This is a genomic window from Nocardioides donggukensis (assembly GCF_014842875.1).
GTDB classification, from domain to species: Bacteria; Actinomycetota; Actinomycetes; order Propionibacteriales; family Nocardioidaceae; genus Nocardioides; species Nocardioides donggukensis.
Genome location: NZ_JACYXZ010000004.1, coordinates 131226 through 144667, shown reverse-complemented (window position 1 = coordinate 144667; position 13442 = coordinate 131226). Strand labels below are relative to the sequence as shown.

Sequence of the window (13442 nt, the reverse complement as noted above, 5' to 3'; positions counted from 1 at the left end):
GGAATGCCCCCGGAGCTCGGCTGGTCGGGGGCGGTCACCCCGCCTCCCGGAGCCTTGGCCCCTCGGGGACAATGAGCGGGTGACTTCGGCCGCCTCCACCGCTCGCACCGCCCGGTCCTCCGAGCTCTTCGCGAGGGCCCGCACGGTGACCCCGGGCGGGGTGAACTCGCCCGTGCGGGCCTTCGACGCGGTCGGCGGGACGCCCCGGTTCATCCGCTCCGCCCGCGGCGCCTGGCTCACCGACGTCGACGGCAACGACTACGTTGACCTGATCTGCTCCTGGGGGCCGATGCTGCTCGGCCATGCGCACCCCGAGGTGCAGCGGGCGGTCACCGAGGCGGTCTCGCGCGGCACGTCGTACGGCACCCCCACCGTGCCCGAGGTCGAGCTGGCCTCGGAGATCGTCGCCCGCACCCCGGTCGAGCGGGTGCGGTTCACCTCCTCGGGCACCGAGGCCACGATGTCGGCCATCCGGCTGGCGCGCGGCTTCACCGGTCGCGACGTCGTCGTGAAGTTCGCCGGCTGCTACCACGGCCACGTCGACTCGCTGCTCGCCGCGGCCGGGTCCGGGCTGGCGACGTTCGGCAACCCCAACGCCGGGCCGAGCACCCCGGGGGTGCCCTCCTCCTCGACCGACCTGACCCTGGTGCTGCCCTACAACGACACCGCGGCCGTCGCGGCCGCCTTCGCCGAGCACGGCGACCGGATCGCCTGCCTGGTGACCGAGGCCGCGGCCGGCAACATGGGCGTCGTCCCGCCCGACCCGGGCTTCAACCGCTTCCTCGCCGAGACCTGCGCGCGGCACGGCGCGCTCTTCGTCAGCGACGAGGTCATGACCGGGTTCCGCGCCTCGCGGCAGGGGCAGTGGGGGCTGGACGGAGCCGTGGAGGGCTGGGCGCCCGACCTGATGACGTTCGGGAAGGTCATGGGCGGCGGCTTCCCGGCTGCGGCCTTCGGCGGCCGGGCCGACGTGATGGCCCACCTCTCCCCGGAGGGGTCGGTCTACCAGGCCGGCACGCTCTCGGGGAACCCGGTCGCGACCACCGCGGGGCTGGCGACGCTGCGGCTCGCCACCGACGAGGTCTACGCGCACCTGACGGCGGCCGGCGAGACCATCAAGGAGGCCGCCGCCGACGCGCTCACCGCGGCCGGGGTGCCGCACGCCGTGCAGTCGACCGGCACGATGTTCTCGGTGTTCTTCACCGAGGGACCGGTCCGGGACTTCGCCGGCGCCAGCGGCCAGGACGTCGCGGCGTACGCCGCCTTCTTCCACGCCATGCTGGACGCAGGCGTGCACCTGCCGCCCTCGGCGTACGAGGGCTGGTTCCTCTCCGCCGCCCACGACGACCGCGCCGTCCAGACCGTCCTCGACGCCCTGCCCGCCGCGGCACGGGCCGCCGCCAGCCAGGGAGGCCGACCATGACCGCCACGAACGGGACCGGCACCACCACGGTCCACCTGCTCCGGCACGGTGAGGTGCACAACCCCGAGGGCGTGCTCTACGGGCGCCGACCCGGCTACCTGCTCTCCGAGCGCGGCCACGAGATGGCCCGCACCGTCGCCGAGGCCATCGGGGACCGCGACATCACCCACCTGAGGGTCTCGCCCCTGGAGCGCGCCCAGGAGACGGCCGCCCCGCTGGCGGCGGCCCGCGACCTCGAGCTCACCACCGACCCCCGCGTGATCGAGTCGGGCAACGTGTTCGAGGGCCGCAGGTTCGGCGCCGAGGCGGGTGCCTTCCGCCGACCGTCCACCTGGGTCCACCTGTGGAACCCGTTCCGGCCGTCCTGGGGGGAGCCCTACAAGGAGCTCGTGGCCCGGATGATGGCCGCGGTGTACGACGCCCGCGACGCCGCCCGCGGCCACGAGGCCGTGATCGTCTCCCACCAGCTGCCGATCTGGATCACCCGGCTGCACGTGGAGAAGCGCTCATTCCTGCACGACCCCCGCAAGCGCCAGTGCACGCTGTGCTCGCTGACCTCGCTGCACTTCGAGGACGACCGGCTGGTGCGGCTGTCCTACTCCGAGCCGGCCGGGCACCTGATCCCGACCCGGGACAAGTCGGCGCCGTTCTCGGCGGGGGACGCACCCGAGGAGAGGCGACCCTGAGCATCTCGCCCACCCAGGGTCGTCCGGCCGCCGCGCTGGCCCTGGCCTGCCTGCTCCTGCTCGGTGCCTGCTCCTCCCTGGAGGGCACCGGGGAGAAGGGCTACGTCTCGGGCAACGGGCAGATCAGCGAGCTGGCGCCGGGCGAGCGTCAGGACCCGGTCGAGCTGGCCGGGGAGGACCTGGACGGCGACCCCGTGTCGCTGACCGACCTGCGCGGCCGGGTCGTGGTGATCAACGTCTGGGGCGCCTGGTGCACGGACTGCCGCAAGGAGGCGCCGGACCTGGTCGAGGTCGCGGAGGAGGTCGACCCCGAGCAGGTGGCGTTCCTCGGCATCGACGCCCGCGACCCGTCCCGGGAGAACGCCCGCGGCTACGTGCGGACCTTCGAGGTGCCATACCCGTCGTTGTACGACCCCAAGGGCGAGTCGCTGCTGGAGTTCCGGGGCACGCTGACGCCGAACTCGATCCCGAGCACGGTGGTCCTCGACCGCCAGGGCCGGGTCGCCGCCAGTGTCCTGGGCGTCCTGCCCAGCGCCGGCACCCTCACCGCCCTCATCGACGACGTGGCGGCCGAGGATGGGTGACTTCTTCCGGGAGGCGGCCTCCTCCGGCTCGCTCGCCCTCGCGGTGCCGGTGGCGCTGCTGGCCGGGCTGGTCTCGTTCTTCTCGCCGTGCGTGATCCCGCTGCTGCCGGGCTACCTCTCGTTCGCGACCGGGCTCTCGGGGGCCGACCTGGCCGAGGGCGACCTGGGCGGCGCCCGGCGCGGTCGCATGGTGCTCGGCTCGGTGCTGTTCGTGCTCGGCTTCACCGTGGTCTTCGTCTCCCTCGGCGCGCTCTCCGGGGCCTTCGGGTCGTCGCTGGTCACCTACCGACGCGAGATCACGGTCGTCATGGGTGCCCTGGTGATCGTGCTCGGCCTCGCCTTCGCCGGCCTCTTCCCGTTCCTCCAGCGGGAGTGGCGGGTGCACCGGGTGCCGGCGGTGGGGCTGGCGGCCGCGCCCCTGCTCGGCTTCCTCTTCGGCCTCGGGTGGATCCCGTGCGTCGGTCCGACCCTCGGCGCGATCCTCACCCTCTCGGTCAACGAGGCGACCGCGGCCCGTGGCGCCCTGCTCTCCGGCGTGTACGCCGCCGGGCTGGGGCTGCCGTTCATCGTCGCCGGACTGGCCTACCGCCGGGCTCTGGGCGCGTTCTCCGCGGTGCGCCGGCACCAGGCCTGGGTGACCCGGATCGGTGGCCTGATGCTGGTCGTGCTGGGCGTCCTGCTGGTGACCGGCTGGTGGGACGTCGTGGTGACCTGGATCCAGGTCAACCTCATCGTCGGCTTCGAGACGAGCGTCTGATGTCCGGCCCGACCGCGACCACGACGCCGCCCCCGCCCACCGCCCCCGGCCCGGCCCGGGAGATGACCGCGGTGGAGCTGCTGCGCTGGTCCTGGCGCCAGCTGACCTCGATGCGCACCGCGCTGGTGCTGCTCTTCCTGCTCGCCCTGGCCGCGATCCCCGGCTCGGTGATCCCCCAGGAGAACGTCGACGCGTTCGCGGTCTCGCGCTGGCAGGAGCAGCACCCGACGCTCACGCCGGTCTACGAGGCGCTCGGACTGTTCTCGGTCTTCGACTCGGTGTGGTTCTCCGCGATCTACCTGATGCTCATGGTCTCGCTGGTCGGCTGCATCCTCCCGCGCACGAAGGTCTACTGGCGGGGGATGCGAGCGGCGCCGCCGGCCGCCCCGCGGAACCTGACCAGGCTGCCCGACAGCACGACGTACACCACCGACGAGGATCCGGACGCGGTGCTGGAGCGGGCCCGGGCTGTGCTGCGGGGCCGGCGGTTCCGGGTGGCGGGGGCCGGCGACGCCCTCAGCTCCGAGCGCGGCTACCTGCGCGAGGCCGGCAACCTGCTCTTCCACGTCTCGGTCCTGGTGGTGCTGGTCGGCTTCGGGATCGGTGCGCTGTTCGGCTACCAGGGCGGGGTGATCGTGGTGACCGGCAACGGGTTCTCCAACAACCTCACCCAGTACGACGACTTCGTGCCGGGCAGCCTCATGGAGGCCGAGGACATGGAGCCGTTCTCCTTCGACGTCAACGACTTCGACATCAACTGGCTGATGGAGGGGCCCCGGGCGGGGATGGCGCAGAAGTTCGTCGCCGACCTCGACTACCGCGAGGAGCCGGGGGCGGAGACGAAGCGCTACGACCTGCGGGTGAACCACCCGCTCAGCATCGGCGGCACGGACGTCTTCCTCATCGGCCACGGCTACGCCCCCGAGATCACGGTCCGGGACGGCAACGGCGACGTCGCCTACACCGGGCCGGTGATCTTCCTGCCCGAGGACCAGGCCACCTTCCGCTCGTTCGGGGTCGTCAAGGCCCCCGACGCCCGGCCCCGCCAGATCGGGCTCGAGGGGCTGCTCTACCCGACGTTCGCGCTCGTCGACGGTGACCCGGCCTCGGTCTTCGGCGACGACCGGAACCCCCGGCTGTCGATGCTGGCCTACGCCGGCGACCTCGGCATGGACGGTGGGGTGCCGCAGTCGGTCTACGTGCTGGACAAGGACGGCACCGAGCAGCTGACCGAGGAGGACGGCTCGATGTTCCGCGTCGACCTCTTCCTCGGCGAGACCGTCGAGCTGCCCGACGGTGCCGGCTCGGTGACCTTCGAGGGCATCGAGCCGTGGGTGCGGGTCCAGATCAGCAAGACACCGGGCAAGGAGGTCGCCCTGGCGGGTGTCATCCTTGCCCTGGTGGGCCTGCTCGGGTCGCTGTTCATCCGCCCGCGACGGATCTGGGTCCGGGCCCGCCGGTCCGAGGACGGCACGGTGGTCGAGGTGGCCGTGCTCGACCGCTCCAGCGGCGGCGACGTCGGCGAGGAGCTGGCCGGGGTGGTGGCCGCACTGCAGGGTGAGGAGCCCGACGGGCCTGATGGACTCGCCAGGCCGGACGGGCCGGACGGGTCGGACGGGCCCGACGGGCCTAATGGGCCCGACGGGTCGCAGGAGCCAGACGAGCCGGAGGAGAAGGTGTGACGAACGCAAGCTGGGAGTCCCTGAGCAACCAGGCGGTCACGGTCGCCGGCATCGTCTACTTCCTCGCGCTGCTGGCGCACTCGGCGCAGTGGGCGATGCTGCGCAGGCTGCCCGCCGACCAGACCCCCGAGGGCGACCAGACCGAGGTGTTCGGCCGGTTCGGGCTGCTGCTGACCGCGATCGCCGCGGTCGTGCACGCGGTCGGGCTGGTCGGCCGGGGGCTGGCCGCGGACCCGAACCGGGTGCCCTGGGGCAACATGTACGAGTTCACGCTCAGCGGGACCTTCGTGGTGACCTTGGGCTACCTCGCGCTGCACCGGCGCTACCGGCTCGCCTGGATGGCCCCCTGGGTGGTGGGATTCGTCTTCGTGATCCTCATGGCGGCGGTGATCTGGCTCTACGAGCCGGTCGCGCCGCTGACCGAGGCGCTCAGCTCGCCGTGGCTGGTGATCCACGTGGTCGCCGCGGTGATCGCCACCGGCATCTTCAGCCTGGCCGGCCTGGTCTCGGCGGTGTACCTGCTCAAGAGCCGGGTGCTCGAGCGGCAGCGACGGTCGACCGCGGTGCCGGTGGGTGCGGCCGCCGGCGGCGGGTCCGCGGTCGGCGCCTCGACGGCCGGCGGATCCGGCACCCGGGCGGACGCCCCGGCGACCGGGATGATGGCGCGGATCCCCGACCTGCCGGCGCTGGACCGGCTCTCCTACCGGCTGCACGCGTTCGCCTTCCCGATCTGGACGTTCGCGGTGCTGATCTCCGGACCGATCTGGGCGCACTACGCCTGGTCGCGCTACTGGGGCTGGGACCCCAAGGAGGTGTGGGCGTTCATCACCTGGGTGGTCTACGCGGCCTACCTGCACGCCCGGGCGACGGCGGGCTGGAAGGGCCGCAACGCCGCGATCGTGGCCCTGGTCGGAGTGGCGACGCTGTGGTTCAACTTCATCGGCATCAACTACTTCTTCGGCGGCTCCTCGCAGCACTCCTACGCCGCCCCGGCGGCGGTGGTGGAGCGGCAGGAGCCACCCGGTCCCGGTGGAGCATCGGGCCCGGTCGTCACGCGCGGGGACCTGTCCGTGGACCTGCCCGAGGCTCTGTCGACCGGCTGACCCGGCGGGCTACTCCTCGCCGTCCTTCTTCTTCTGCCGGCGACGCCGGTTCAGGTCGCGGAGGAAGTCGGGGTCGTCGTCGGGGCCCAGCGGCCGCGGCGGACCGGGTCGACCCGGGCCCGGCCGGGGCGCGGAACGGCGGAAGGGGTGACCCCGGGTCTCGATCAGCCTCGTGACGACGTAGATCACCACCGCGATGGCCAGCAGCAGCAGCAGTAACTTGCCCACCCCTCAAGGGTAGTTGGCGGGTAAAGGGTCATAGGGTGGAGGGGTGAGGGAGTTCGTCGTCTACACCGGTCTGCGGTTGGTGCTCTTCGCCGCGGCCTTCGTGCTGGTGGCCGGAGTCTGGGGCCTCGCCGCAGACGGCGTACCCGTGCTCTGGGCGGCGGTGATCGCGTTCGTGGTCTCCGGCGTGGCGTCGTTCTTCGTGCTCGACCGGCACCGGGAGGCGTTCGCCCGCCGGGTCCAGGCCCGTGCCGAGCGGGCCACCGCGCGGTTCGAGGAGATGACCGCGCGCGAGGACGACGACGGGTCGGCGTGAGCGGCTGCGAGGTCGTGGCCCGCCGGGACGCGGCGGCCCGTGCCTGGCTGAACGAGGCGATCCGCAAGGTCGAGGCCGACGCGAACCGGTCCGCGGACACCCACCTGCACGTCTTCCCCCTGCCGCCGGAGTGGGGGATCGACCTCTACCTCAAGGACGAGTCGGTGCACCCGACCGGCTCGCTGAAGCACCGGCTGGCCCGCTCGCTGTTCCTCTACGCGCTCTGCAACGGCTGGATCGGCGAGGGCGCCACGATCATCGAGGCATCCTCCGGGTCGACGGCGGTCTCGGAGGCGTACTTCGCCCGCCTGCTCGGGCTGGAGTTCGTCGCCGTCATGCCGCGCTCGACGTCGCCGGAGAAGATCGCGCTGATCGAGTTCCAGGGCGGCCGCTGCCACCTGGTCGCGGACCCGTCGACCATCTACGAGGAGTCCCGGCGACTGGCGGCCGAGACCGGAGGCCACTACCTCGACCAGTTCACCTACGCCGAGCGGGCGACGGACTGGCGGGGCAACAACAACATCGCCGAGTCGATCTTCAGCCAGCTCGCCCACGAGCGGCACCCGGTGCCGGCCTGGGTGGTGGTCGGCGCCGGCACCGGCGGCACGTCGGCCACGATCGGGCGCTACGTCCGCTACCGGCGCTGCGACACCCAGCTGTGCGTGGTCGACCCGGAGAACTCCGCGTTCTTCCGCGGCTGGAGCGAGGACGACCCGGCCGCGACCGGGTCCGGGTCGCGGATCGAGGGGATCGGCCGGCCGCGGGTCGAGCCGTCGTTCCTGCCCTCGGTGGTGGACTGCATGATCGCGGTCCCCGACGCCGCCTCGATCGCCGCCGCCCGCTGGTGCTCCTCGCTGACCGGGCTCTCCGCCGGCGGGTCGACGGGTACGGCGCTGTGGGGCGCCCTGCACCAGATCGCCGGGATGCGCTCGCGCGGGGAGACGGGCTCGGTGGTCACGCTGCTCTGCGACGGCGGCGAGCGCTACGCGGACACCTACTACGACGACGCCTGGCTGGCCGGGCAGGGCATCGACATCACGCCGTACCTCTCGGCCCTGGACACCTTCGTCTCCACCGGCCACTGGTCCGAGCCGCTGTCGGGATAGTCCCGAACGAATCTGCCCTCAGAGGCCGTTCCCAGGGCACGAACGTCCGGGACTGTCCGGCGTCGAGCAGGAGGGGGCGGCTACTTGAGACGTCGCCGGACCCGCGACTCGGGCTGGCCGAGCAGCTTCGCGGCGATCTGCACCCGCATCCGGTAGGCCACGACGGCGGCGACGACGACGAGTAGGAAGATCACGAATCCCATGCCGTCCACCCTACGCCGCCGCCCCCACCCCGATAGTCCACGAGGATCGGACCGCGGAATCGGCTCGGGAGCGACTCGAACTTCGTGGACTATCCAGGATGGCGGGGGGGAAGGGGCGGGGCGGAGACGGGGGCTCAGGCGAGCAGCAGGGGGAGGGCGACGCCGAGGGCCCAGACCAGCTCGGCGAGACCGGTGCGGCCGAGGACCGGGACCAGATCGGGGCCGGTGGCGCCGCCGAGGACGGTGCGCAGCGCCGGGAGGCACGCCACCAGGAAGGCCAGGCCGGCCAGGGCGCCGAGCGTGGTGACCACCGCCAGCGCGACGGCGGCCACGGCGGCGGCCAGCACCAGCAGCAGGTAGAGGTACCGGGTCCGCTCCTCGCCGAGCACGACCGCGAGCGTCCGCTTGCCGGCCACCCGGTCGGTGGGGATGTCCCGCAGGTTGTTGACGACCAGGATCGCGCAGGCCAGCGCCCCGATCCCGACCCCGGCGTACCACGCCGGCTCGGGCAGCCGCTCGACCTGCACGTACGTCGTCCCCACGACGGCGACCAGCCCGAAGAAGACGAACACCATCACCTCGCCGAGCCCGAGGTAGCCGTAGGGCCGGGAGCCGCCGGTGTAGTACCAGGCCGCCAGGATGCAGACGGCGCCGATCGCCACCAGCCACCAGCTCGTGGTGACCGCCAGCACCAGCCCGGCGACGCCGGCGACGCCGAATGCGAGGAACGCGGCGCGCCGGACCGCCCCGGGCCTCGCGCGGCCGGAGCCGACCAGCCGCATCGGCCCGACCCGGTCGGCGTCGGTGCCGCGCACCCCGTCGGAGTAGTCGTTGGCGTAGTTGACGCCGACCTGCAGCGCCACCGAGACGACCAGGGCCAGCGCCGCCTTCCACCACACCGCCGCGTCGACGTACGCCGCGACGCCGGTGCCGGCGAGCACGGGGGCGACGGCGGCCGGCAGGGTCCGCGGCCGGGCACCGGCCCACCAGTCGGAGGTCGTCGGCGTGGGGGCGGTCACGAGGGACGATTCAAGCAGGCGGCCGGGTCATGTCGACGTGCGGGATCCCGTCCTCGACGTACGGCTCGCCGACCGGCACGAAGCCGTACGCCGCGTACAGGTCGGTGAGGTGCGCCTGGGCGCCCAGCGTGATCGGGGACCCCGGCCAGGTGCGCTCGGCGACCTCGACGCAGCGTCGCACCAGTTCGTGGGCCAGGCCGCGTCCCCGTCCTTCGGGCGCCACCACGACCCGCCCGACCCGGGCCGCTCCGCCGCCGGACCCGTACTCGCGCGGGCGGGAGTGCCCCGCGGCGTCGCGCGGAGGCAGCACCCGGGCGGTGGCCAGCAGCACGTCGCCGTCGTAGGCGAGCACGTGGTGGGCGTCGTCGGCGACGTCCAGCCCGTCGATGTCGTCGTAGTCCGGGCAGTCCTGCTCACGCACGAACACCCGGTGCCGCAGCCGCAGCAGGTCGTGCATCTGCCGGCCGGTCAGGTCTCGGTGGTGCAGGGTCTGCCAGGTCGGGTCCACGCGGCCGATTCTGGCAGGGGGGACTAGCGTTCGCCCCGTGAGCCCACTGCGTCCGGTCCGCGGCAGCGCCGCGGAGGTGATCGACGAGGTGCAGGCATGGCTCGGGGCCGCGGCCGAGCCGGAGCCGCTCGTCGTGGAGACCTCCGGGTCGACCGGCGCACCGAAGCGGGTGCGGCTCTCCCGGCGCGCGCTGGTGGCCTCGGCCACCGCCACCCACGAGCGGCTCGGGGGGCCGGGTCGCTGGCTGCTGACGCTGCCCCCGTCGTACGTCGCAGGGTTGCAGGTCGTGGTCCGCTCGCTGCTGGCCGGTGTCCGCCCGGCCGTGGCGGAGGGCCCGTGGGCCGGGGCCGCCGAGCGGTGTCGCTACGCCTCCCTGGTCCCGACCCAGCTGCACCGGGCGCTGACCGACCCGGCCGAGACCGCCGCGCTGGCCGGGCTGGACGCGGTGCTGCTCGGCGGCGGCCCGATCGACCCCTCGCTCCGGCAGCGGGCGGTCGACGCGGGGATCACCGTCGTGGCCACCTACGGCTCGAGCGAGACCAGTGGCGGCTGCGTGTACGACGGGGTCCCGCTCGCGCAGGTGCGGGTCGAGACCGAGGACGACGGCCGGGTCCGGATCGCCGGCCCGGTGCTCTTCGACGGGTACGACGACGACCCCGCGGCGACGTCGGAGGTCCTCGACGGCGGCTGGTTCCGCACCAGCGACCTCGGCCGGGTCGTGGACGGTCGGCTGGTGGTGCTGGGCCGGCTGGACGACGTGGTGATCAGCGGCGGGATCAACGTGCCGACCCCGGCGGTGGCGCGGCGGCTCCGCGAGCACCTGTGCGTCGACGCGGTCGAGGTGCTGGGGGTCCCCGACGAGGTCTGGGGGCAGCGGGTGGTGGCGTTCGTCGTCGGCCGGCTCGACCGGGACGCTGCCCGCGACTGGGTCGCCGCCGAGCACCCGCGCTCGTGGGCGCCGCGCGAGGTGGTCGAGCTGCCCGAGCTGCCCCTGCTGGCCAACGGCAAGGTCGACCGCGTCGCGCTGCGGGCCCTGGCATGAGCGCCCCCGTGGTGTGGTCGGTCCCGCTGCGGACCCGGTTCCGCGGCATCACCGAGCGGGAGGGGATGCTGATCCCCGGTGCGGCCGGCTGGGGCGAGTGGAGCCCGTTCATCGAGTACCCCGTCGCCGAGGTCGAGCCGTGGCTGCGCTGCGCCGAGGAGGCCGCCGCCGGGGGCTGGCCGGACGCGGTGCGCAGCGAGATCCCGGTCAACGTGACCGTCCCCGCCGTCGGGCCGGACCGAGCCGGGGAGATCGTCCGGGCGGGTGGGTGCCGGACCGCGAAGGTCAAGGTGGCCGAGCCCGGCCAGCGCCTCGACGACGACCTCGCCCGGGTCGAGGCGGTCCGCGACGCGCTGGGCCCGGACGGGCGGATCCGGGTCGACGCCAACGGCGGCTGGTCCCCGGACGAGGCGGTGTCGGCGGTCCAGGCGCTGGACCGGGCCGCCGAGGGGCTGGAGTACGTCGAGCAGCCGTGCGCGAGCGTCGAGGACCTGGCCGCCGTACGCCGCCGGGTCGAGGTGCCGGTCGCCGCGGACGAGTCGATCCGGCGGGCGGCGGACCCCTACCGGGTGCGCGAGCTGGAGGCCGCCGACGTCGCCGTGCTCAAGGTGCAGCCGCTCGGCGGGGTCCGGGCCTGCCTGCGGATCGCCGAGGACATCGGGCTGCCCGTGGTCGTCTCGAGCGCCCTCGAGAGCTCGGTGGGGATCGCCGCCGGGCTGGCCCTGGCGGCGGCGCTGCCGGAGCTGCCGTACGCGTGCGGGCTGGCCACCGTCCAGCTGCTCACCGACGACCCGGCCGCCGAGCCGCTGCTGCCGGTCGGCGGGGTGCTGCCGGTGCGCCGGCCGGTGCTGTCCGAGGCCGCCCTGGACCGGGTGGCCGCTCCCGCCGAGCGGATCGCCCACTGGCAGGCACGACTCGCCGAGGTGACCGAGTACCGCGCCGCGCTCGGGCAGGATCGACCCCGATGACCGTCTCCGAGAACCCCTCCACCCGGCTGGCCCGCGGCCTGGTCGACGCGCTGGTCGTGGGCGGCGTCACCGAGCTGGTGCTGGCGCCGGGCTCCCGCAACGCGCCGCTGGCGTTCGCGGCCTGGGAGGCCGCCCGTGCCGGCCGGCTGCGGCTGCACACCCGCGTCGACGAGCGCACCGGCGGGTTCCTGGCGCTGGGGATGACCCGGGTCGGGGCCCGCGCCGCGGTGGTGTGCACCTCCGGGACCGCGGTCGCCAACCTGCACCCGGCGGTGCTCGAGGCCGCCCACTCCGGGCTCCCGCTGGTGCTGGTCACCGCGGACCGCCCGGCCTCGCTGCGCGGCACCGGCGCGTCGCAGACCACGGACCAAGTCGGCATCTTCGGCGACGCCGCGAGGTTCCTCGACCTCGCGGTCGGACCGCCCGGGAGGCAGGGCGACTGGCAGGGCGACCAGCCGGGCGACCCGCAGGGCGACCGGTCGGGCTACCCGGACCAGGACGTGGCGGGACCGGTGGCGCTCGCGGCCGAGGCGCTCGGTGTCGCCGACGGCCCGCTGCACCTCAACGTCCAGCTGGTGCCGCCCCTGGTCCCGGACGGGCCGCCTGTGATGGCCGGGCCGATTCGCACGGCCGAGCCGACCCCGAGGGCTCACGATCGGGCCCGCGACGTGACCGAGGCGCCGGTCGGGCCCGAGGTGACGCTGCCGAGGGGACCCCGCACCGTGGTCGTCGCCGGCGACGACGCCGGCCCACCGGCCCGGGTGCTCGCCGAGGCCGCGGACTGGCCGCTGCTGGCCGAGCCGACCAGCGGCGCCCGCACCGGCAGCCACGCGCTGCGGTGCTACCGGCTCCTGCTGGGCGGGGCGGCCGGCGGGGTGGCCGGCGGCGCGGCCGGTCGGGCGCCCGGCGGCGCGGAGGGCCTGGGTGAGCGGATCGAGCGGGTGGTCGTGATGGGTCACCCCACCCTGTCCCGGCCGGTGACCCGCCTGCTCGAGCGCGAGGACGTCGAGGTGGTCTCGGTCCGGCCGCGGGGCCGGTGGTCGCAGCGTCCGTTCCCGGTGGACGTCGAGGCCGGGTCGGTGCGGGTCGAGTCCGCCGACGACCCCGGCTGGGCCGCCGCCTGGCGCGAGGCCGACGCCCGGCTCGCTCGGAGCCTCGACGCGCTGCTGGCCGCCGAGCCCGGCATCACGCCGTACGAGGTCGCCGGTGCCGTCAGCGCCGCCGTACCCCCCGGTGGGCTGTTGTACGTCGGGGCGTCGAGCCCGATCCGCGACCTCGACCTGATGGTCGCGCCGTACCGGGTCGGCGACCGGCGCCGAGTGGTGGCCAACCGCGGCCTGGCCGGCATCGACGGCACCGTCTCGAGCGCGATCGGCGCGGCGCTCGGGCGCCCGCACGGGAGCCGGAGCTTCGCGCTCATGGGCGACGTGACGTTCCTGCACGACGCCGGGGGCCTGGTGCTCGGCCCCGACCAGCCCGAGCCGGACCTGACGATCGTCGTGGTCAACGACGACGGGGGATCGATCTTCGCGATGCTGGAGCAGGGCGACCCGCGGTTCGCCGAGGGCTACGACGCGCTCTTCGGCACGCCGCACGGCGTCGACCTGGCCGCCCTCTGCGCCGCCACCCGGACGCCGCACTGGCGGGTCGAGTCGCTGCCGGAGCTGCGGCAGGCGCTGGACCAGCCGAACGGCGGCGTCGAGGTGGTCGAGGTGCGCTGCCGGCGGGACAACCGGCGGGAGCTGGACGAGCGGATCCGGGCGCTCTGAGGCGCTCGGGCGCGGGGGGCGGCCGGGCCGCCACCTGGCCCCGACCCGGGG

15 protein-coding genes are annotated in these 13442 nt (G+C 74.4%); 11 read left to right on the top strand and 4 right to left on the bottom strand.

Features of this window, described 5'->3' with window-relative positions:
- Nucleotides 1-79: 79 nt before the first annotated feature.
- From hemL to ccsB, 6 genes are read left to right on the top strand one after another with little or no spacing between them, the layout of a single operon-like run.
- Nucleotides 80-1423, top strand: a complete 1344-nt coding sequence (gene hemL / locus IE331_RS14435; RefSeq protein WP_192144162.1) for a glutamate-1-semialdehyde 2,1-aminomutase — start codon at nucleotides 80-82, stop codon at nucleotides 1421-1423.
- Nucleotides 1420-2109 carry a histidine phosphatase family protein gene (locus tag IE331_RS14430; RefSeq protein ID WP_192144161.1) on the top strand — a complete coding sequence of 230 codons (690 nt, stop codon included), beginning with the start codon at nucleotides 1420-1422 and terminating at the stop codon, nucleotides 2107-2109. Before hemL ends, IE331_RS14430 begins: the two co-directional genes overlap by 4 nt.
- Complete coding sequence (locus tag IE331_RS16625) at nucleotides 2106-2693, top strand: TlpA disulfide reductase family protein (RefSeq protein ID WP_318646833.1); 588 nt, start codon at nucleotides 2106-2108, stop codon at nucleotides 2691-2693. Before IE331_RS14430 ends, IE331_RS16625 begins: the two co-directional genes overlap by 4 nt.
- Nucleotides 2686-3450, top strand: coding sequence for a cytochrome c biogenesis CcdA family protein (locus tag IE331_RS14425; RefSeq protein ID WP_192144160.1), 765 nt, complete (start codon nucleotides 2686-2688; stop codon nucleotides 3448-3450). The genes IE331_RS16625 and IE331_RS14425 overlap by 8 nt, the downstream gene beginning before the upstream one ends.
- The gene (locus IE331_RS14420) at nucleotides 3450-5132 is read left to right on the top strand and encodes a cytochrome c biogenesis protein ResB (RefSeq protein WP_192144159.1); all 1683 of its coding nucleotides are present in this window, start codon (nucleotides 3450-3452) and stop codon (nucleotides 5130-5132) included. The genes IE331_RS14425 and IE331_RS14420 overlap by 1 nt, the downstream gene beginning before the upstream one ends.
- Nucleotides 5129-6235 (top strand): c-type cytochrome biogenesis protein CcsB, encoded by a 1107-nt coding sequence (gene ccsB, locus IE331_RS14415; protein WP_192144158.1) that lies wholly within the window; start codon nucleotides 5129-5131, stop codon nucleotides 6233-6235. The genes IE331_RS14420 and ccsB overlap by 4 nt, the downstream gene beginning before the upstream one ends.
- A 9-nt stretch (nucleotides 6236-6244) precedes the next feature.
- Here ccsB and IE331_RS14410 read toward each other — a convergent pair whose 3' ends face one another.
- Nucleotides 6245-6463, bottom strand: coding sequence for a hypothetical protein (locus IE331_RS14410; protein WP_192144323.1), 219 nt, complete (start codon nucleotides 6461-6463; stop codon nucleotides 6245-6247).
- Between the two features lie 43 nt (nucleotides 6464-6506).
- Between IE331_RS14410 and IE331_RS14405 the strand changes: the two genes are divergently transcribed.
- A complete protein-coding gene (locus IE331_RS14405; protein ID WP_192144157.1) occupies nucleotides 6507-6776 on the top strand; it encodes a DUF4229 domain-containing protein in 270 nt (89 codons plus the stop codon).
- A 14-nt stretch (nucleotides 6777-6790) separates the two neighbouring features.
- Nucleotides 6791-7882: an L-cysteine desulfhydrase Cds1 gene (locus tag IE331_RS14400; RefSeq protein ID WP_201931829.1), complete on the top strand. Its 1092-nt coding sequence runs from the start codon at nucleotides 6791-6793 to the stop codon at nucleotides 7880-7882.
- Nucleotides 7883-7962: 80 nt separating this feature from the next.
- On the opposite strand, the gene IE331_RS16820 is transcribed toward IE331_RS14400, so the two are convergent.
- The 3 genes from IE331_RS16820 to IE331_RS14390 form a co-directional block, all read right to left on the bottom strand.
- Entirely contained in the window at nucleotides 7963-8085 is a 123-nt protein-coding gene (locus tag IE331_RS16820; protein ID WP_263863384.1) for a hypothetical protein, read from the bottom strand.
- A gap of 134 nt (nucleotides 8086-8219) precedes the next feature.
- Nucleotides 8220-9104 carry a 1,4-dihydroxy-2-naphthoate polyprenyltransferase gene (locus tag IE331_RS14395; protein ID WP_192144156.1) on the bottom strand — a complete coding sequence of 295 codons (885 nt, stop codon included), beginning with the start codon at nucleotides 9102-9104 and terminating at the stop codon, nucleotides 8220-8222.
- Nucleotides 9105-9114: 10 nt separating this feature from the next.
- Entirely contained in the window at nucleotides 9115-9612 is a 498-nt protein-coding gene (locus IE331_RS14390) for a GNAT family N-acetyltransferase (protein WP_192144155.1), read from the bottom strand.
- Nucleotides 9613-9649: 37 nt separating this feature from the next.
- Between IE331_RS14390 and IE331_RS14385 the strand changes: the two genes are divergently transcribed.
- From IE331_RS14385 to menD, 3 genes are read left to right on the top strand one after another with little or no spacing between them, the layout of a single operon-like run.
- On the top strand, nucleotides 9650-10654 hold the full coding sequence (locus IE331_RS14385) for an AMP-binding protein (protein ID WP_201931809.1): 1005 nt from the start codon (nucleotides 9650-9652) through the stop codon (nucleotides 10652-10654).
- Entirely contained in the window at nucleotides 10651-11622 is a 972-nt protein-coding gene (locus tag IE331_RS14380) for an o-succinylbenzoate synthase (protein ID WP_192144154.1), read from the top strand. Before IE331_RS14385 ends, IE331_RS14380 begins: the two co-directional genes overlap by 4 nt.
- Nucleotides 11619-13391: a 2-succinyl-5-enolpyruvyl-6-hydroxy-3-cyclohexene-1-carboxylic-acid synthase gene (gene menD, locus IE331_RS14375; RefSeq protein WP_192144153.1), complete on the top strand. Its 1773-nt coding sequence runs from the start codon at nucleotides 11619-11621 to the stop codon at nucleotides 13389-13391. The genes IE331_RS14380 and menD overlap by 4 nt, the downstream gene beginning before the upstream one ends.
- The last annotated feature ends 51 nt before the right edge of the window (nucleotides 13392-13442 follow it).

What these genes read in the sequence shown, in the direction of transcription:
- IE331_RS14430 (WP_192144161.1), top strand. Translation starts at nt 1,420, where the DNA reads ATGACCGCCACGAACGGGACCGGCACCACCACGGTCCACCTGCTCCGG.
- IE331_RS14425 (WP_192144160.1), top strand. Translation starts at nt 2,686, where the DNA reads ATGGGTGACTTCTTCCGGGAGGCGGCCTCCTCCGGCTCGCTCGCCCTC.
- IE331_RS14420 (WP_192144159.1), top strand. Translation starts at nt 3,450, where the DNA reads ATGTCCGGCCCGACCGCGACCACGACGCCGCCCCCGCCCACCGCCCCC.
- IE331_RS16820 (WP_263863384.1), bottom strand. Translation starts at nt 8,085, where the DNA reads ATGGGATTCGTGATCTTCCTACTCGTCGTCGTCGCCGCCGTCGTGGCC.
- IE331_RS14380 (WP_192144154.1), top strand. Translation starts at nt 10,651, where the DNA reads ATGAGCGCCCCCGTGGTGTGGTCGGTCCCGCTGCGGACCCGGTTCCGC.
- menD (WP_192144153.1), top strand. Translation starts at nt 11,619, where the DNA reads ATGACCGTCTCCGAGAACCCCTCCACCCGGCTGGCCCGCGGCCTGGTC.